The sequence below is a fragment of the Pseudomonas sp. LJDD11 genome, assembly GCF_024584215.1.
Taxonomy (GTDB): Bacteria; Pseudomonadota; Gammaproteobacteria; order Pseudomonadales; family Pseudomonadaceae; genus Aquipseudomonas.
This window is the reverse complement of record NZ_JANJFL010000025.1, coordinates 22,927-41,129: the sequence shown is the minus strand read 5'-3', so window position 1 is coordinate 41,129 and position 18,203 is coordinate 22,927. Positions and strand designations below refer to the sequence as shown.

The 18,203-nt window shown below is 58.1% G+C and carries 21 protein-coding genes and 1 pseudogene; 6 read left to right on the top strand and 16 right to left on the bottom strand.

Going from position 1 to position 18,203, the window contains the following annotated elements:
- Positions 1 to 6 precede the first annotated feature (6 nt).
- Both pta and NRB16_RS23105 read right to left on the bottom strand, forming a co-directional pair.
- On the bottom strand, positions 7 to 2,097 hold the full coding sequence (pta, locus tag NRB16_RS23110; RefSeq protein WP_253111753.1) for a phosphate acetyltransferase: 2,091 nt from the start codon (positions 2,095 to 2,097) through the stop codon (positions 7 to 9).
- Between the two features lie 90 nt (positions 2,098 to 2,187).
- A pseudogene (locus tag NRB16_RS23105) lies at positions 2,188 to 2,539 on the bottom strand (DUF3565 domain-containing protein).
- Here NRB16_RS23105 and NRB16_RS23100 point away from each other — a divergent pair.
- Both NRB16_RS23100 and NRB16_RS23095 read left to right on the top strand, forming a co-directional pair.
- On the top strand, positions 2,508 to 2,993 hold the full coding sequence (locus NRB16_RS23100; RefSeq protein ID WP_045483084.1) for a peptidylprolyl isomerase: 486 nt from the start codon (positions 2,508 to 2,510) through the stop codon (positions 2,991 to 2,993). The pseudogene NRB16_RS23105 and the gene NRB16_RS23100 sit on opposite strands and share 32 nt — an antisense overlap.
- 110 nt (positions 2,994 to 3,103) lie before the next feature.
- Entirely contained in the window at positions 3,104 to 3,586 is a 483-nt protein-coding gene (locus NRB16_RS23095; protein ID WP_045483081.1) for a glutathione peroxidase, read from the top strand.
- Between the two features lie 24 nt (positions 3,587 to 3,610).
- Here NRB16_RS23095 and NRB16_RS23090 read toward each other — a convergent pair whose 3' ends face one another.
- The 4 genes from NRB16_RS23090 to cysZ all read right to left on the bottom strand — a co-directional run bounded on the left by NRB16_RS23090 (position 3,611) and on the right by cysZ (position 7,385).
- Complete coding sequence (locus tag NRB16_RS23090) at positions 3,611 to 4,783, bottom strand: glycosyltransferase family 1 protein (protein ID WP_257107027.1); 1,173 nt, start codon at positions 4,781 to 4,783, stop codon at positions 3,611 to 3,613.
- Between the two features lie 545 nt (positions 4,784 to 5,328).
- Entirely contained in the window at positions 5,329 to 5,676 is a 348-nt protein-coding gene (locus NRB16_RS23085; RefSeq protein ID WP_144403190.1) for a hypothetical protein, read from the bottom strand.
- A gap of 261 nt (positions 5,677 to 5,937) precedes the next feature.
- Entirely contained in the window at positions 5,938 to 6,417 is a 480-nt protein-coding gene (locus NRB16_RS23080) for a hypothetical protein (RefSeq protein WP_052483347.1), read from the bottom strand.
- 206 nt (positions 6,418 to 6,623) lie between these two features.
- Positions 6,624 to 7,385 (bottom strand): sulfate transporter CysZ, encoded by a 762-nt coding sequence (cysZ, locus tag NRB16_RS23075; RefSeq protein WP_045483075.1) that lies wholly within the window; start codon positions 7,383 to 7,385, stop codon positions 6,624 to 6,626.
- 262 nt (positions 7,386 to 7,647) lie between these two features.
- On the opposite strand from cysZ, the gene NRB16_RS23070 reads away from it, so the two are divergent.
- Both NRB16_RS23070 and trxB read left to right on the top strand, forming a co-directional pair.
- Complete coding sequence (locus NRB16_RS23070) at positions 7,648 to 8,247, top strand: peroxiredoxin (protein ID WP_045483072.1); 600 nt, start codon at positions 7,648 to 7,650, stop codon at positions 8,245 to 8,247.
- 122 nt (positions 8,248 to 8,369) lie between these two features.
- Positions 8,370 to 9,332 carry a thioredoxin-disulfide reductase gene (trxB, locus tag NRB16_RS23065; protein ID WP_045483069.1) on the top strand — a complete coding sequence of 321 codons (963 nt, stop codon included), beginning with the start codon at positions 8,370 to 8,372 and terminating at the stop codon, positions 9,330 to 9,332.
- An 86-nt stretch (positions 9,333 to 9,418) separates the two neighbouring features.
- Here the strand turns inward: trxB and NRB16_RS23060 are convergent, their stop codons facing one another.
- The 7 genes from NRB16_RS23060 to NRB16_RS23030 all read right to left on the bottom strand — a co-directional run bounded on the left by NRB16_RS23060 (position 9,419) and on the right by NRB16_RS23030 (position 13,275).
- Entirely contained in the window at positions 9,419 to 9,760 is a 342-nt protein-coding gene (locus NRB16_RS23060) for a HopJ type III effector protein (RefSeq protein WP_253111757.1), read from the bottom strand.
- Positions 9,753 to 10,061, bottom strand: a complete 309-nt coding sequence (locus tag NRB16_RS23055; protein ID WP_373568499.1) for a DUF1244 domain-containing protein — start codon at positions 10,059 to 10,061, stop codon at positions 9,753 to 9,755. The genes NRB16_RS23060 and NRB16_RS23055 overlap by 8 nt, the downstream gene beginning before the upstream one ends.
- 29 nt (positions 10,062 to 10,090) lie before the next feature.
- A complete protein-coding gene (gene folX / locus NRB16_RS23050; protein WP_045483063.1) occupies positions 10,091 to 10,462 on the bottom strand; it encodes a dihydroneopterin triphosphate 2'-epimerase in 372 nt (123 codons plus the stop codon).
- The gene (folE, locus tag NRB16_RS23045; protein ID WP_045483060.1) at positions 10,462 to 11,025 is read right to left on the bottom strand and encodes a GTP cyclohydrolase I FolE; all 564 of its coding nucleotides are present in this window, start codon (positions 11,023 to 11,025) and stop codon (positions 10,462 to 10,464) included. The genes folX and folE overlap by 1 nt, the downstream gene beginning before the upstream one ends.
- Positions 11,026 to 11,045: 20 nt before the next feature.
- Complete coding sequence (folM, locus tag NRB16_RS23040; protein WP_045483056.1) at positions 11,046 to 11,753, bottom strand: dihydromonapterin reductase; 708 nt, start codon at positions 11,751 to 11,753, stop codon at positions 11,046 to 11,048.
- A 178-nt stretch (positions 11,754 to 11,931) separates the two neighbouring features.
- Positions 11,932 to 12,498 (bottom strand): antibiotic biosynthesis monooxygenase, encoded by a 567-nt coding sequence (locus NRB16_RS23035; RefSeq protein WP_253111759.1) that lies wholly within the window; start codon positions 12,496 to 12,498, stop codon positions 11,932 to 11,934.
- 171 nt (positions 12,499 to 12,669) lie between these two features.
- Positions 12,670 to 13,275 (bottom strand): hypothetical protein, encoded by a 606-nt coding sequence (locus NRB16_RS23030; protein WP_045483051.1) that lies wholly within the window; start codon positions 13,273 to 13,275, stop codon positions 12,670 to 12,672.
- 257 nt (positions 13,276 to 13,532) lie between these two features.
- Here NRB16_RS23030 and NRB16_RS23025 point away from each other — a divergent pair, with 257 nt between their 5' ends.
- Positions 13,533 to 13,985 (top strand): flavodoxin, encoded by a 453-nt coding sequence (locus tag NRB16_RS23025; RefSeq protein ID WP_045483048.1) that lies wholly within the window; start codon positions 13,533 to 13,535, stop codon positions 13,983 to 13,985.
- A 19-nt stretch (positions 13,986 to 14,004) separates the two neighbouring features.
- On the opposite strand, the gene NRB16_RS23020 is transcribed toward NRB16_RS23025, so the two are convergent.
- Together NRB16_RS23020 and NRB16_RS23015 are read right to left on the bottom strand one after the other, a co-directional pair.
- Positions 14,005 to 15,615 (bottom strand): hypothetical protein, encoded by a 1,611-nt coding sequence (locus tag NRB16_RS23020; protein ID WP_257107026.1) that lies wholly within the window; start codon positions 15,613 to 15,615, stop codon positions 14,005 to 14,007.
- 96 nt (positions 15,616 to 15,711) lie between these two features.
- Complete coding sequence (locus tag NRB16_RS23015; protein WP_257107025.1) at positions 15,712 to 16,155, bottom strand: hypothetical protein; 444 nt, start codon at positions 16,153 to 16,155, stop codon at positions 15,712 to 15,714.
- Positions 16,156 to 16,508: 353 nt separating this feature from the next.
- On the opposite strand from NRB16_RS23015, the gene NRB16_RS23010 reads away from it, so the two are divergent.
- Complete coding sequence (locus NRB16_RS23010) at positions 16,509 to 17,072, top strand: hypothetical protein (RefSeq protein WP_253111763.1); 564 nt, start codon at positions 16,509 to 16,511, stop codon at positions 17,070 to 17,072.
- On the opposite strand, the gene NRB16_RS23005 is transcribed toward NRB16_RS23010, so the two are convergent.
- A complete protein-coding gene (locus NRB16_RS23005; protein WP_257107024.1) occupies positions 17,069 to 17,869 on the bottom strand; it encodes a SirB1 family protein in 801 nt (266 codons plus the stop codon). The genes NRB16_RS23010 and NRB16_RS23005 overlap by 4 nt on opposite strands.
- Between the last annotated feature and the right edge of the window lie 334 nt (positions 17,870 to 18,203).

Sequence of the window (18,203 nt, the reverse complement as noted above, 5' to 3'; positions counted from 1 at the left end):
GGTGTATCAGGACAATGTGTCGGCCTGAATGGCGGTCAGGGCGATGGTGTGCACAATATCATCGACCTGTGCACCACGCGGCAGGTCATTGACCGGCTTGCGCAGGCCTTGCAGCATCGGCCCCAGCGTCACGCAGTCAGCACTGCGTTGTAAGGCCTTGTAGGTGGTGTTACCGGTGTTGAGATCGGGAAACACAAACACCGTGGCGCGCCCTGCCACCTGGCTATTGGGCGCCAGTTGCCGGGCGTCGTTTTCGTTGGCCGCTGCGTCGTACTGCAACGGGCCGTCGATCAGCAGGCCACGGCGCGCCTCACGGGCCAATTGCGTGGCTTCGCGGACCTTTGCCACTTCTTCATCGTTATCCGCGTGGCCGCTGGAGTAGCTGATCATCGCCACCCGTGGCGCAATGCCAAAGGTTTGCGCCGAGTCGGCGCTTTGCAGGGCGATTTCAGCCAGCGCCTGGGCACTGGGGTGCGGGTTCATGATGCAGTCGCCATAGACCAGCACCTGATCCGGGAACAGCATGAAAAATACCGAAGACACCAAGCTGCAGCCCGGTGCGGTCTTGACCAGTTGCAGGGCCGGGCGAATGGTGTTGGCGGTAGAGTGCACCAGACCCGAGACCAGGCCGTCGACTTCATCGAGGGCCAGCATCATGGTGCCGATCACCACCGGATCTTCCAGTTGCTGCTCGGCCATCGGTGCATTGAGGCTCTTGCTCTTGCGCAGTTCGACCATCGGTTCGACATAACGCTGGCGAATCAGCTCCGGATCAATGATTTCCAGCCCCGCTGGCAGCTCGATACCTTGCGCCTTGGCCACGGCCTGGACTTCAGCGGGCCTTGCCAGCAAGACGCAGCGCGCAATGCCGCGAGCCTGGCAGATGGCCGCCGCCTGGATGATCAGCGGCTCGCTGCCTTCAGGCAATACGATACGCTTGTTGCTGGCCTGAGCGCGCTGGATCAACTGATAACGGAATACCGCCGGCGACAGACGCAGTTCCCGTGGCGTGCCGCAGCGCTGATGCAGCCATTCGGCGTCCAGATGGCCGGCCACGAAATCGGTGATGATCTCGGCCCGCTCCCGGTCATCGACAGGAATTTCCTTGTTGAGCTGGTTCAGCCGGTTGGCCGTGTCGTAGGTGCCGGTGCTCACCGACAGCACTGGCAGGCCAGCCTGCAGCGCGCCACGGCACAGTTCCATGATGCGTGGGTCGGGCACGATATCGCTGGTCAGCAGCATGCCGGCCAGTGGTACGCCGTTCATGGTGGCCAGGCTGACGGCCAGAATGATGTCGTCGCGGTCGCCAGGGGTGACCACCAGCACACCGGGTTTGAGCAAGTGCACCGTGTTGACCACGGTGCGTGCGCAAATGATGATCTTGGCCATGCGCCGCTGCTCATAATCGCCGGCATTGAGCACCTCTGCGCCGAGCAGTTCAGCCACATCGCGGGTGCGCGGCGCATTCAGGTCGGCTTGATACGGAATGCAGCCAAGCAAGCGAAAGTCGCCGCTGCGCAGCAAGGGCGAGTGCTCTTTCAAGCGGGCAGCGAAAGCCTCCATGCTTTCTTCGGTGCGCACCTTGTTGAGAATCACGCCTAAAACCTTCGGGTCTTTCGGGCCGCCAAACATCTGGGCCTGCAATTCAACCCGGCCGGACAGTTCGGTCAGCACTTCGTTTTCCGGTGCCGATACCAGGATCACCTCGGCATCCAGGCTTTTGGCCAGATGCAGATTGACGCGCGCGGCGTAGCTGGCGTGCCGGGTCGGGACCATGCCCTCGACGATCAGTACATCCTTGCCGACTGCGGCCTGTTGATACAGGCGGATGATTTCTTCGAGCAGCTCATCGAGCTGGCCGTCGCCCAGCATGCGCTCGACATACGACAGCGCCAGTGGAGTGGGCGGCTTGAGGCCGTGAGTACGGGCGACCAGTTCGGTGGAGCGTTCCGGGCCGGTATCGCCAGGGTGTGGCTGGGCGATGGGCTTGAAGAACCCGACTTTGAGCCCGGCGTGTTCCAGGGTCCGGACCAGACCCAGGCTGATGGAGGTCAGTCCCACGCCGAAGTCCGTGGGCGCAATGAAAAAAGTCTGCATGGGGGCTTCCGAATTGAGCAGTGCAAGGGTCCCCGGCACTTATGGGTGCCGGATGATCCCGAAAATACCGACGCTGTCTGTCGCAGCGCTCTAACTGGAGCCAAGACTATCGTCATCGGGGGGGCGTGCGCACCATCCGCAAGCAAACGGCTCGCCGATTTTTTCAGCGCGCAACTGCGGGTCCAGCACCCAGGCACGCGATTGCCATGGCGGCTGATGGCGCATGTGTTGGGTATGGCCACAAGCCAGGATCGCGACCCAGTTACCTTCTTCATCCTGGCGCCAGCCGGTCAGGATTGTCAGTACCGGTGTCGTGTTCATAAACCCTCCTGTCGGTGTTGCGTTAGCTTTCAGGGCATGGCTTGGTTAGACTTGGGCGTTCATCCATATCAAGCAAAGGTCTTGCACTCATGCCTATCGCTGCCCAAAAGGCTGTCTCCATCGACTATACCCTGACCAACGACGCTGGTGAGGTCATCGACAGCTCGTCCGGCGGCGCGCCGCTGGTCTACCTGCACGGTGCCGGCAACATCATTCCAGGCCTGGAAAAAGCGCTGGAAGGCAAAGATGTAGGCGACGAGCTGAGCGTCTCCATCGAGCCTGAAGACGCTTACGGCGAGTTCTCTGCCGAGCTGATCAGCACCCTGAGCCGCAGCATGTTCGAAGGTGTCGACCAACTGGAAGTTGGCATGCAGTTCCACGCTTCCGGCCCGGACGGCAGCATGCAGATCGTCACCATCCGTGATCTGGACGGCGACGACGTGACCGTCGACGGCAACCACCCGCTGGCCGGTCAGCGCCTTAACTTCAAGGTCAAGGTCATCAATATTCGTGATGCCAGTCAGGAAGAACTGGCCCACGGCCATATTCATGGCGAAGGTGGCCATCACCACTGATTTGGGCTGCTAAGCTCAGATAACCGCAAGGGCGTCCCGGCAGTTCTGCGCGTTGTGCAGCCTGCGGGCCGCCCTTTTTTGCGGGTATGGCTTGAAGGGGGGTTCCATCCATGAGTGCTTTTCACGACATCACCCTGACCGGGCTCGACGGGCAGGCTCTGCCTCTGGCGCCGTTCAAGGACAAGGTGGTACTGGTGGTCAACGTGGCCTCCAAATGTGGCCTAACACCTCAGTACGCAGCGCTTGAAACGCTCTATCAGCACTATAAAGACCAAGGCTTCAGCGTGTTGGGCCTGCCGTGCAACCAGTTCGCCGGGCAGGAGCCAGGCACCCACGCCGAGATCCAGTCGTTCTGCCAGCTCAATTACGGCGTGACCTTCCCGCTGGGTGAGAAGCTTGAGGTCAACGGCGCGCATCGTCATTCGCTGTACCGTCTGCTGGCCGGCGAAGGAGCGGAGTTTCCCGGTGACATCACCTGGAATTTCGAGAAATTTCTGGTCAATGGCAAAGGCGCGGTGGTCGCGCGGTTTTCGCCGCGCACTGCGCCGGATGATCAGGCTGTCATTCAGGCGATCGAGAAGGCCCTGGCCTGAGTCCGCGCTCAATGGCCCGCGCCCTCAAGGCACGGGCTTTACCGGCACTGCACTGTCTTGCGCGCAGGCATTCAACAACTGCCCTTCGAACTGATCAATGATGCTGTTCCAGCCCTGGCGGCTGGCGTGCTGCCTGGCGTTAAGCCGCACCCGGCGCAGGGTTTCACTGTCTTCGAGCAGCCAGCAGGCGGCATCGACGAAAGCATCCTCGTCGCCCGGCATGGCCAGCGCACCGTTATGTCCATGACGAATGTGCTGACCGGCTGCCGCTTCGTCATAAGCCACCACCGCCAGTCCTGACGCCAGCGCCTCAAGCACCACATTGCCAAACGTCTCGGTCAGGCTGGGAAACAGAAACATGTCGCCGCAAGCGAAATGCTCGGCCAGCGCTTCTCCGCGTTGCGCCCCACAGAAAATGGCCTCAGGCAGTTCGCGTTGCAGCCACTGACGCTGCGGGCCATCACCGACGATCACCAGACGCAGCGTGTACTGCGGATAATTCTGGCTCAGCGCCTCAAAGCAGGTCTTGAGCAAACCGAGGTTTTTTTCCGCTGCCAGCCGACCGACGTGCAGCACGGCGATTGCATCTTCTTCAAGGCCCCATTCGGCGCGCAAGGCGGCCGAACGCCGCGACGGGTTGAACAATTGGCTGTCCACGCCACGCGACAATAGCTCGACCCGCTCGAAGCCACGGCGTTGCAACTCCAGGCGCTGGCTGACGCTGGGGGCCAGGGTGAAGTGCGAACGGTTGTGGAACCAGCGCAGGTAATGCGTCAGCGCCCGGGTAATGAAGCTCATGCCGTACTGTTGGGTGTATTGCGCAAAGTTGGTGTGGAAACCGCTGACCACCGCGATACCCAGCCGCCTTGCCGCGCGCAATGCAGACAGCCCCAAAGGACCCTCGGTGGCGATGTACAGCACGTCTGGCCGCTTGCGCTGCCAACGGCGTAACAACTTGTGCATCGAGGCCTGGCCCCATTGCAGCCCCGGATAACCCGGAATCGGCCAGCCACGGCAGAGCATCAGCTCATCAGGCTCGGCAGGCGCCGGTTCGTGACCCTGACGGGGCCGGATCAGTTCGACCTTGTGACCGCGCAGACGCAAACCGTCACACAGCCGCCCGAGGGTATTGGCCACGCCATTGATTTCGGGAGCATAGGTTTCGGTGATCAGGGTGACATGCAGGAATGTGCTCATTACCTCAGTGTTGACCTGAGCGGTTGCGTTTGTGTGAGGTTTTTGTGGTGGTTTTATGACGGGCAGGGTGAGAGGTATGCGCCCGTCAAGTTCCTCGAAGACGGCATCAGGACTACATAAAACTTTTCAAGCGCTGAAGATGTTGTAGGACGTTTCTGTGAGTTTCAGTTAGGGATTTTGGGGGCGTGAAAGCTATTCTGAATAGCGTTGTATTATCGAATAATTGGCTTGATTAAAAAGTGTGGAGCTCTGGCAACACCCAGAGCCCCATTATTCACCAATTGGCCATGTCACGGATATCGTTGAGACAGCACATTGTTGAAGTTCAGGTTTTTTCCAGAGTTCTGATGGCAGGCGTGCCTTTCATGAGTTCATTCTGCTGCCTTGATTGCTCGTCGGTCATTCCCTCAAGGTTGCGCCCTTCAACTTATAGTGTTTCAGAATTGAGTGGGCGTGAATGAGGCGGTCAGAACCGGCGGTTGTGGAAAAGAACATGGAAAAGATCCTCTTGCGATGTGCGTCAAACAAACCAGGGTGGTGCATCGCTAGTTTTTGAGCACTCGCCCTTTGCCAGGGATACGCTCCAATGCCGCTGGCGCCGGTACAAAGTTGTCGTCCTGCACGACCGACCCTTGTTGTTGCACATTCTTGTTCTGCATGAAGGTCGCCGGGCGCATTAGCTGAAGAGGTATGAGCGTAGCGGCGGCAGGTTCTGGCGGTGGCTTGGGGGCGTCGTTACTGGCATTTTTCAGGATCTGGCTGAATCGGCCTGCGCGTGATGACGGAACGCTCTCAAGCGCTGCGGGCGCTCGGGTGTAGCCGGATGAATTCGAAATGGATAAATCAGTTGTCATGGTCAGTTCCTCTTCTGTGGACACGATAGTGAAGAGCAAACTGAATGCCAGGTTTATGCTGTCGCGGCGATGGGGCTATAAATAAAGAGTGGGAAGTGCGCTGGTTGGTCTGGTTGGGAATATTCTTACATGTCTTTGGTGTTTTTCTGATGGCAACTATTTGCCAGTGCTGGAGATCGATTGCCGCTATTAATTACGCGTTGCCGGAAAATCGAATTGTTCCCCAAGCAATGTAAGAATGTTCCTGGATTTGTGGGGCGATAGGCGGTTGCCGAAGCGAAAACCGCCTTGCCTACAGCGTTATGCTTGCCAGTTGGCCATGTCCTGAAAACTTTTGGGCAAACTGCTATTTAATGCGACCAGCTTTTCAACAATTTCGAGTGCGGAAGTGCCTTTGGCCTTTTCCGAGTTGTAGAGGTCGGTACGCAGTTTCAATGAATCAGCCGAGAGTTTCTGGAAGTAGGCGTTGGACTCATCTGTCACCAACTGCCCTGAGACCGAATAGCGAATCACCGGCCAGCTGGAAATGTTCAGCAGTGGATCTTTCATGGAGTCGTTGACCAGTGAATATGCGGTTTCTTCGGCTTTGTCCGGGGATTGCCTGGCCATTTTTACGTACATGTTTTCAGATTTGACACTGTCAGTTGGCTTGTCTGTCGGCAGGGCGGCTTGTGCTTGCACAGCCTGGACATTGAATTGTTGCGTATCAGCCTCGGATTTTCTTGTCGGGTTTTGCTGGCCGGTGAGCGCGGCAATGGGTGAAGTGGCATCAATGCGCATGTTCTGTCCTCAATGGTTGTGGGCGCGCCGGGTGTGACCAGGAGGCGGCTGACGATGACAGCACGTAACGCCGCCGTGGCAATCTGGTTCCCTGCGCCGGATCCCTTGAGCAAGACCGATGCCATAGTGGCGTAAGAGGGCTGGGGCCCTGTAAAGCTGCCGGGCAGCGGGTGATCACCCCTGTGCTGCCCGGCAACAATCTGCCTTTAACGGCCAGTATTAGCCTGTGACAAACCTGCCTCGGCCCGCTCCCGGACCCAGAACAACGTCGCCCCGGCCACCGCTGCCGGCATCATGAAAATATTGACGAACGGGATCAGCAACGCGGCATACACCGTGCCGCCAAAACTCAAACAGGCCCAGCGTTTGCTGCGCAGCCAGGCGAGCATGTCCTGCCAGCTCATTTTGTTGTTGTCGGCGGGATAGTCGATGTATTGGATTGCCATCATCCATACACCGAACAACAGCCACAGCGGGGTCGCGATCAGGTTGACCACCGGAATGAACGACAGGATGAACAGCCCTATAACCCGCGGCAACATGTAACCCAGCTTGCGAGCTTCACGAGCCAGAGTGCGGGGAATCATGGCGGCCAGTTCACCCCAACTGAACGGTGGTGAGGTGTCTTCACCGCGCACCACGGCCTCGACCTTTTCCGACAGAAAACCGTTGAACGGTGCGGCAATGATGTTGGCCAGCATGGTGAAGGTGAAGAACACCATCAATAGCACCAGCAACACGAACAGCGGCCACAGGATGTAGCTCAGAAAGCTCAGCCAGTCCGGCAGGGTCGGCATGAAGGTGTCCACCCACATGCCGAACTGATGCACCGCCAGGTACACCAGGCCCCCGAACAGCAGCAGGTTGATGCTCAAGGGCAGCAGGACAAACAGGCGCAGGCCAGGACTGAGTATCAGTTTCAGGCCTTCGGCGAGGTATTGCGGGCCGGTGAGGGCGGGTGCGGGCATGACAGCCTCCGAATCAGGGTCTGCGGCGACCTTACCGGCTTTGTGGCAGTGGTTAAAGAGGCTGGCCAGCCTGTGTGTCCGGCATGGCCCGGATTCGCCGCCACGACGTAGCAGGGGTTAAAGTAATGGCCTCGGTACTTTTCTGAATAGGAGAAGTCTATGAGGTGGATTGTGAAACGAAATTTCCTTAATCTTCGCCACCCCGATAGGCTGATGACCAATTTCCTCACCTATCCTTTTCCATTTCTGACTGGAGTCATCCATGAGCGTACTGGTAAACAAGCAAGCCCCTGATTTCGATGCCGCAGCAGTGCTGGGCGACGGTTCGATCGTCGACAGCTTCAAGCTGTCTTCGCTGCGTGGCAAATACGTGGTGCTGTTCTTCTGGCCGCTGGACTTCACCTTCGTTTGCCCTTCGGAAATCATTGCCCACAACAACCGCATTGCGCGCTTTCGCGAGCTGGGTGTTGAAGTGGTCGGCGTTTCCATCGACTCGCAGTTCACTCACCACGCCTGGCGCAGCACGCCGGTCGAGAAGGGCGGCATTGGCGAAGTCGAGTTCACGATGGTCGCTGACGTCAAGCACGAGATCACTCGCGCCTACGGCATCGAGCACGACGCTGGCGTGGCCCTGCGCGCTTCGTTCCTGATCGACAAGTCCGGTGTGGTTCAGCACCAGGTGGTCAACAACCTGCCACTGGGCCGTGACGTCGACGAAATGGTCCGTCTGGTCGAAGCCCTGCAGTTCACCGAAGAGCACGGCGAAGTTTGCCCGGCCGGCTGGCGCCCAGGCCAGAAAGGCATGAAAGCAGACGCCCAGGGCGTTGCTGATTACCTGGCTTCGAACGCCAAAGGCCTGTAAGGCCCTCTGGCCGTGACCCCGGTTGCGGCCAACCGAATTCAGGGGCAGCGCATGCGTTGCGGGGCCCCACCCGTTCAATCGTTGCAACTCCGGCGTTAGTGGCCGGTCGACAGGAGTGTGTCATGTCCGATGTCCGTCATTCCCGAGTGATTATCCTCGGCTCCGGCCCTGCCGGTTACAGTGCTGCGGTCTACGCCGCCCGTGCCAACCTCAAGCCGCTGCTGATCACCGGCATGCAGGCAGGCGGTCAGCTGACCACCACCACTGAAGTCGACAACTGGCCGGGCGACCCCCACGGCCTGACCGGCCCGGCGCTGATGGAGCGTATGCGTGAGCACGCCGAGCGCTTCGAGACCGAGATCGTCTTCGACCACATCAACTCTGTGGACCTGGCCGGCAAACCGTTCAGCCTCAAGGGCGACAGCGGCACCTATACCTGCGACGCGCTGATCATCGCCACCGGTGCCAGCGCCCGCTACCTGGGCCTGCCGTCCGAAGAAGCATTCATGGGCAAGGGCGTTTCGGCCTGTGCGACCTGTGATGGTTTCTTCTACCGCAACAAGCCAGTGGCGGTGGTCGGCGGTGGCAATACCGCTGTGGAAGAAGCCCTGTACCTGGCCAACATCGCCAGCAAGGTCACGCTGGTACACCGCCGCGACACCTTCCGCGCCGAGAAGATTCTGATCGACAAGCTGCACGCCCGCGTCGCCGAGGGCAAGATCGAACTCAAGCTCAACGCGACCCTGGACGAAGTGCTGGGCGACAACATGGGCGTGACCGGTGCGCGCTTGAAGAACAACGACGGCAGTCAGGAAGATGTGAAGGTTGACGGTGTGTTCATCGCCATCGGCCACACACCGAACACCTCGCTGTTCGAAGGCCAACTGGCGCTCAAGGACGGCTACATGGTGGTCAATGGCGGCCGTGAAGGCAATGCCACGGCGACCAGTGTCGAGGGTGTGTTCGCGGCGGGCGACGTGGCTGACCACGTGTACCGTCAGGCGATCACCTCGGCCGGTGCCGGCTGCATGGCGGCCCTGGACGTCGAACGCTACCTGGACGGCCTGGCCAACGCCTCGTTCTGATTGCGTCTGACCCACAAAAAAACCGGCTTCGATAGCCGGTTTTTTTGTGCCTTGCGCGCCCGTAAGAGCCGCTTTAGCGGCGCAGATCAGGCTTTGCGCTTGAGCGGTTGGGCTTCGAACTTCACGCCGGCCAGGCCATGGGCAATCAGGGCGCGAATATTGCCGTGGTCGCTGCCTTCAGGAGTGGCCTGTACCGAGCGATAGTGTTCGCCGAAGGCCAGCAGGGCTTCTTCGTCGCTCAGCCCTTCAAGCAGGGCCAGGCCCAGGGTCTTGCACGAACCCTCGTTCTGCCCGGCAGCGTTTTCCACCTCGCCGTTGCGGAAGGCCTGTGGCTGGTAGTCGTAGCCTTCGGCAATGAATGCCAGGGTCTCTGCGAATGCGTGTTGGCCGCTGCGCAGGCTGGCGCGCAGGGTGTTCAGATCAGTCATGCTTGGGTTCCTTGAAGGCCGCAAGTTGCTCGGCACTGGCTTGTTTCTGGTAAAGCGATTTCCACTCGTTGTACGGCATGCCGTAGACCACCTCGCGGGCGTCGTCGAGGCTGACCTCGATGCTGCGCTCGTCAGCGGCGGCCTTGTACCACTTCGACAGGCAGTTGCGGCAAAAACCCGAGAGGTTCATCAGGTCGATGTTCTGCACGTCCTTGCGGCTGTCCAGATGGGCAACCAGGCGGCGAAAGGCGGCCGCTTCGAGTTCCAGGCGTTGCTGTTCGGTCAATTGTGGCTCGGTCATGATGGGCTCCGTTGAAGCGCGCGATGATATCAGCGCTGGCCAGAGAGGGTGATCGACACCGACTCGGCAAAACGCAGGGCGTGAGGTTTGTCGACTTCAACCTCGGCGTAGGTCACCGCTTCATTACTCATCACCAGATCCAGGACTTCCTGGGTCAGGCGTTCGAGCAGGGCGAAGCGATTGCCTTCGACGTGCTGGATGATTGCCTTGGTGATGGTGCGGTAATTCAGCGCGTGATCGATGTCGTTGTCGCGCACCGCCTGCTGGGCCGGGTAGCAGATCGTCAGGTTGATCAGCACGTCCTGCTTGTTGAGAATCTCGTCTTCGTTGATGCCGATGAATGTGCGCAGGCGCAGGTCCTTGACCCGGATGCGCGCGGTGCCTGGTTCCAGTTTCGCCATCAGCCCTTGCTCCGTCCGATCAGTTGCAGAAACTCCATGCGCGTGGTGCTCGACTCACGGAATGCACCGAGCATGACTGAAGTGTTCATCAGTGAATTCTGTTTCTCGACACCGCGCATCATCATGCACATGTGCTGCGCTTCGACCACCACCGCCACACCGGCGGCCTGGGTGACGCTCTGGATGGCTTCGGCGATTTGTCGGGTCAGGTTTTCCTGGATCTGCAGGCGGCGGGCGAACATATCCACCACCCGGGCGATCTTCGACAGGCCCAGGACCTTGCCGGTGGGAATATAGGCCACATGAGCTTTGCCGATGAAGGGCAGCAGGTGGTGTTCACACAACGAGTACAGCTCGATGTCCTTGACGATCACCATCTCGTCGTTGTCCGAGGCAAACAGCGCGCCATTGATGATTTCGTCCAGGCTCTGATTGTAGCCGTGGCAGAGGTACTGCATGGCCTTGGCGGCCCGCTTGGGGGTATCGAGCAGGCCTTCACGCTGTGGATCTTCGCCCAGGCCCACGAGAATGTCTCGGTACTGCTGTGACAGGGGTTCGCTCATTTCAGGGTCCTCGGGGCGGCTTACTTGAGATGCCGTCCGCCGTTTACGGTCAGGGTGGTGCCGGTCACGTAGGGCGTGTCGAGCAGGTAGCGCAGGCTCTGATAGATCACCTCCGGGCCAGGCTCGATGCCCAGGGCCGACTTGGCCAGGGTCTGGGCGCGGTATGCCGCGTCGTCATCGGGTTGGAACATCAGCAGCGCCGGGGCAATGCCGTTGACCTTGATCTGCGGCGCCAGGCGCGCGGCGAACGACAGGGTCAGGCTTTCCAGGCCAGCCTTGCTGGCGCAGTAAGCAGTGTGCTTGCTGCTGCCTTTGCGGGTCACGTCATCGCTGATATGCACGATGTCGGCGACCGCACTGCGTTGCAAAAGCCTGGCTCCATGCAGGTTGATCAGGTAGGGCGCGAGCATGTGAATGTTGAACATCCGGGTGAAGACCTCGGCCTCGTCCCCCGGTGTTTCGGCCAGCCACTCTGAAGCGTTATGCACAATGGCCCGCAGGCAGTCGGTGTGCTGCTTCAGGGTGTCGATAAACGCCATGATGCCGGTCTGCGACGAAAAATCGGCGTGCAGGGTAACAGCCCCTGCCGCACGCAACTGCTCGACTGCAGGTCGTGGCGTTCTGTAACTGATGATCACCGCCTGACCTTCTTCGAGCAGGCGCTGCGCACAGTGCAGGCCGACGCGCTGGCTGGCGCCGGTGATCAGTATCGGTGCAGTGGAGGCCATGGACAGCTCACGGAGTCAGATCTGCGCAGCAGGATGAGATACAAGGATCACATCTGCGTACAGGTTGGAAACTGGTGTAACGAGCGAAGTTATACCAATGCCGTGCGCTGTACAACCTGCGGGGCAGGCTTGCACGTCCTGGAGGGCTGTGCCGCCTCCAGGCGTGGTGGGTGGTCTCTCAGTGCGGAGCCGTCGATCCGGCGCGATTGCTGCGCTGCGGGCTGTCATTGAGCCAGCTGGACAGCAGGCGGGTCGACAGTGGAATGAACAGATAGACCATTAACGGTGTAAGGATCAGGGTGCTGAGCATGATGCGTGGCATCAGTTCAAGCTGGCTCAGCAGCGGTCCGAGAACATAATTGAACAGCAGCGACACTGGGAAAAATGCCAGCCAGATGGCCACGGCCTGTTTCCAGCGCGGCGGGCGTGTACCGGCGCTGCCAAACCAGCCGGCGATACCGTTGGCGCGCTGCTCCGATGGACTGTCGAACAGGCCGCTGCCGCGCACCAACCAGGCGCGTCGTGACGCCGAATGCTCCCAGGCGTGCATGGTCTGCGCGTCGGTGAAGCGGAATATCATCTGAAATTGATCATCGCCCGGTGGCGGTGCCAACACCCCAGAGCCGAGGTAACCGGGAAAATCAGTGGCCAGGCGTTCGCCTTCATGCAGCCAGGCGATTAACTCCTGATAGCGACCGTGGGTCACACGGCGGGCCACCATCAAGGTGACGGGAGCAGTAGACATTGTGTATCTCCAATAGATGCATGAGCCTCCCGGGTAGGGACGCGCACAAGTCATGGCTCCGGGGTGGTGGAACCGCGACGGCTTCGCTTGAAAGCAAGCAAGGATTATTCCTGAATTTGCAAAACAATCCAGAGGGAGTTTGGGTCGGCTGAGTTCGCGCCCAAGGTATGTTCAGGCGTGCAGGTCGGGATTGGCCTTGCGATGCTCATGAAGCATGTACTGGCGCAGGCGCTCGGCATGCAACGGATTGCTCTGGCTCAGCCGATAGGCTGCCATGCCATTTTCGGTCAGGCGTTCGAAACGGCCGCGCAGTGGTATCGGCTCGTAATCATCAGGGGCGAACCAGGCTGAAAAACGCTGGGGGAAATCACCGGGGCGGCGCTGCTCCAGTAGTACGCCTTTAAAGGATATTTCGTGTATCCACAGGGCCGTCAGCGCACCATCCTCGGTTTCCAGCGGCTGTGGTTTGGGCAATATCAGACGCCATGGGCGAATCTGCGGGCCTTCTTCGTAGATACTCGGCGTGCCCAGCTCAAGGTGCAAGGCATGGAACTCGTCCTCCACAAGATGAAGCGGGAAGGTCATCTGCTGGTTATTGAACTGCGCCTGAATGGTCACCTGCTCGCTCGCCGCCAAGCGCGCCAACAGTTCCTGAATCTGGGCACCACCGTTCATCATCAAATTGCGCGTGTTGTCACGCACATTGAGTTTCGGGTTGTGCTGCATGTCCAGGATGAAATCCAGTTCATCCTGCGTCAGTAAGGCGTCAGGGTTCATATCGAAGCTCGGACGAGTCCGCAATTGTGTAAGGAGACCATTGATTCCCGGTAATGTTCATACCGTTGGTCGTAAAGCACCGGCGATTCTGGCTCAGGCCCGGATCACATGGTTTTGAGGGGGCTGACCGTACGTCAGAACGCAGGCCCGGTGCTCATCATTAAAGTCGGCAAGTCATGCTTTGCATCCTGGCTGAACAAACAGGCCGACGTGATGGTGCATAATGCCTGAATTTTTACCGGGTCATGGGACTACTTATGAAAATTGCCATCCTTTGCGGTTCTGTCTTCGGCGCAGCAGAAGACGTTGCCCGGCATGCCAGCGGCCTGCTGCGCAGTGCCGGCCACGAAGTGCTGCTCAATTCGCGCCTGACCCAGGCCGAACTGCTGGGCTTTGCCCCTCAGGCGTTGTTAGCGGTGACCTCCACCACCGGCATGGGTGAACTGCCCGACAATATCCAGGATCTGTACTACCAGCTGCGCGATGAACTGCCCGCCAGCCTGCGCGGCCTGCCGGGCGCAGTGATCGCGCTGGGTGACAGCGCCTACGACGACACGTTCTGTGGCGGTGGCGAACAACTGCGCGAGTTGTTTGGCGAGTTGGGCGTCAATGAGGTGCAGCCTATGCTGCGCCTGGATGCCAGTGAGAGCGTCACCCCGGACACCGACGCCGAGCCTTGGCTGGCTGAGCTGATTGGCAAACTCGCCTGACGGCGGGCCTGCTCCAGACTCAGGGCCTGCGTACCCGGCCCTGCAGTTTGTATTTCATGAACCACAGGTTGAAGGGGGTCAGCAGGCTGCGCTTGTTGCTTGCAGTGTCGAAAAAGCCGTCTAGAACATGGCCGGGCTTGCTTTCAGCGTTGGCACTCGGCTTGGCCAGCATGGGAGTGCCGGTCAGCGGATCCATGACGTAGCCGGCGGCTTTGCCTTTGGGCGTGATGGTCCAGACGCCGTTGTTATGGGCGTAGTCGGGCTCCGGTAACGGTTGGCGCTGAACGGTGCTGGACCTGTGTACGATCTTGTCTTTGATACGCGGATCCCGATCATATTTCTCGAAACGGCGATCGAGCTGGTCATGTTCAGTGCCTTGCGCTGAAAAGTGGTTGATCATCTGTGCCATGAACTGCAGATCACTGCCGTTGCTGTAAGGCTGGAAGCCGGGATCAAATGCGAATTTTAGAAAACCCTTATCAAGACGAGTGCTTTTGAAATGAGTGCTGTTCAGGATGTTTTTGATTGTCAGAGCATTTTCTTTGTTGTGGCTGAATGAAATCCGATACCCATCACGATCAAATTTGTTAATGTGATTCTGGTTGATCAAAACCCGGCCATTGTCCAACTGTCGATACTCCGCGAGGTCATAGGCCAAGTCATCGACAAACTTTAGATCGACGCCTTGTCGCTGACTGTACTCATACATATCGGCTACTAGGGTACGATCTTCTTTGGTCAGAAAGTCATAGGTGCCACGCCGCATATTGACTTCGCTTCTGCGCTGGCCGGGCTCGATCAATGGATGTTCAAAATTGCCATACAGACGCAATATCAACGTTTGATAGCCAGTTTTTTGCTGCGCATTAGCTGACTTTCCAGATGTATCCACGGTCGCTGAGATTTCAGTTGTTTTTGGCTCAGAACGGTCTGATGTGAACATCTGCTCGATTAAGCGGCCAGTGTCCGTCTTATCGTGCTCAAGCTTATCTGAAAGGTTCTTCTGACTGCCAATCGACTCCAGACGCTGGGCATAATCTTCCGGGTATTGTGCTTGCGCCATGGCCGACAGTTGTCTGAAGTGATTCTGCGCCTGGCGTGTCGTGTCACCAATCCGGCCGTGTACGCTCAGTTCCATTTGTGCCGCGCGCACGAACGTTTGCTGCTGCGCACCTTGCAACGCTTTGTATTCTTGCCAGGCAGCCTTGCGCTCACTCAGGCTGAACGTCTGGCTGTCGTCCCAGATAATCAGTGTCAGGCTGCTGTTGGGTAGACCCTGAAACGGATTACTGCCTTTGCCGGCAAGAAAATTTACTGCTCGACGCGCTTGCTCCGATAGTGTGGCAGTCATCCCGTCCACTGATCTGGTTTGGTGGCCTGGGTCATTACGGTCAGTTAGTTGTAAAACTAAACGATGAGATTCGGCTTTTACCTCATCGTTTGTGAGGCGGCTCTCTCGGTTTAAAGCGTGCGTGGCCGCTGCACTCAGTTGTTGGGCGAGACTTGAGAAAGTATTTGATTCATGGGGCGAGCGTTCGAATTTCTCTATATTTCCGGTATCAGAGCTTGTGGGCACTGGCTGCGATGTTGTTCGGGTGACGGATGAGGTATCGCCATTGATTCTTATCATTGTGATTACTCATTGATGAAGGGAGCACCCTTGTGAGATTTTTGGTGGCACTACTTGTGAATGAAGCCCGGTAAAGCTACCGGGCCTCGGGGTGAGTCAATAGGTATAATGGAAAACAATTTTGTCTTGTCCGGCAGGTCGCCCAGGTTTTTTTCCTCCCTTTATCTTGTGTCTGATCATTGCTCGAGAGTAGTAGTCAAAGACATGCTGGTTGAAGATTTCGGTATGGTCAGAGGCATTGGGGCTAATATTTTCACAGAGTTCTACCGTTGTACTGCCGTGTGGGTAATAGCAAATCTCGACCTTTTCATTCAGGTTTTCCGGGTAATGAGTTGTGTGCCACTCGATCTTGCTCAGTTTTTTGGGCTTGCTTCCGACTCCTTTCGGGAAGTCTGAAACCCGAATGTAAAAGAGAGAGACGCTACTACCGTCCTTTACAATGTTGATTTGTCCGGGATTGGCGACTTTTTCAATGCGGTCTTGGGCGGCGTGGCCGTAAGTCGATGCGAGAATCAATGTGATGAACAGTGCTTTTTTCATTTTTATGCCTTGTTTTTTATTCGCGCTGTAGGCCCATCAGTGGGCGGGGCATAGATCAACGCAATTATTTGCGTCGAGAGATAATTTATCTTTAAACATATTCTCCGAAAAAATGTTGTAGTCCGCTCTCTGAAGATTTAGTAGGAATATTCTTCGATTTTAGATGTTGTGCAGTGCTTATCAAAAGACTTGGCATGCTTCGTGTTCAGGTGGTTTTTATTGTGGGCTGGGTTTTTGCGTGGGAAGTTTCTGGCGGGGCTGTACGTACGGTCTTGATTTTAAAAGTGGCGTTCACGAAAAGTACTAAGCGTCGATAGTACAGGAGAATCCTTTTAGCGATCAGGAGTGCTCTCATGGTGAGTTCCATATGGGGTGAAATGCCGCAAGTCGAGATCAGAACGCCCAAGGCACGTGAAACGGCCCCTGTTGTTTCTTCTGAACAGGCCCAACAGGTACTACGTGAAATCGGTGAAAACGCGATTGCACTCAATACCCCGGCCATGGAGCGGCAACGAATGAAGCCGCTGTTCAAGGACTTCAATCCTGAACAGATCACTCCCAAAGAGCTCAGCAAAGCCGGCATGGTGTTGTACAAGTTCGGGCTGATCGACAACCTGACTGCCGACCTGATGAGCCGCGCCGGGGCGGAGTTCGACAAGAATGGCAAGGTGATCAATGCCGATCAGCCGATCAATGCTCTGGAGTTTCTGGCCCAGCGCATCGTCGAGATGAAGGAGAAAACACTCTGGGGTGATCGCTATGCCGAGGCGCTGTTGCCCGATTACATCCGCACCATTCACATCGTCCAGAACCTGCGGGTGTTTGCCGAGTCCGGCGATAGCCCGGAGATGGTCAAGATCAAGGCACAGGAGCGCAACGGCACGAGGCCGGTGACGCGCAATGCCAAGGCGCCTTAATGCAAGCGGCTGGCCGGCAGCTGGCTCAGACGCTCGGTCAGCCGCAGGCGTTGCAACGGGTCTTCGCTGAGCAGCAGGGCGTGTTCCAGGTCGAAGCGTTCGGCCTGCGGGCAGTCGAGGGTCTGGTACAGGCTGGCGCGGGCCATGTGGTCGCTGCTGGTCGCCTGGCCCAGTTCCATGATCCGGTTGGCATCCATCAGCGAGGCCAGAAAGTCGTCGTTGATCTGATGCAGGTGACGCAGGTTGCGTGACATGCGCTGTAACAGGCTCAAAGGGCTGGCGCGCATCATGTGTTCGGCGCGCAGCGGCATGTCCGGGCCGAACTGGCGGACCAGCAGCTCACGGCAATCTTTGGGATACAGGCGTCGGCCATTGCATGGGTCGAGTACATGATCGGCACCCGGCACGCGCAGCAGGAAGTGTCCGGGAAAATTCACCCCTTCGAGCTCGATGTTCAAGCGTCGTGCGATTTCCATTGCGATCAGGGCGATACCCAAGGGCTGACCGCGACGCCGCTGGATGATCCGGTGCAGCAGGGCAGACTCGGCTTTGGGCGGGTTCCATTCGTCACGCTGAAAGCCCAGATGGCTCATTTCACGCAGCAGTGGCTGGGCAAGTTCTGCCGCCGGCAACGCCGGCAATGCAACGCTGATGTCGTGCAGCAGATGATCCATATCGTCATTGATATGGGCGGGGAGAAACGCCGGGTCGTGTTCGGCGCCGATCCATAGCGCGGCTTCGAACACCGCAGGCGGGGTCCGTTGCAAACACCTCAGGCAGTGTTGGCGTGGCGTCATGACCGTTCCCCCAGTGATTGTTTGCAGACACGCCTCTGTTTTAGTCCTCTGGTCAATATTCGTCCAGCGCCAGATGCATTCAGCACGGCGTTTAAATGCTTTCAAAAGTTGTGCGCTGAATCAGGCCTCGTGCGGATCTCGACGCAAGCACCAGCGCGCATATTTTCCGAACCGGACTACGATTGACATAGGTCTATGCCGATTCCCAAGCGCGCAGCACTCAGGCCTTGGCATAACACCTTATGAGTGTCGGCTGGCGCCATTACCCGGTGCTGTCGACGGTTCCATGCAGCCACAAGCCGCGAACCACGACTATCACGCATGACCTGCGTGT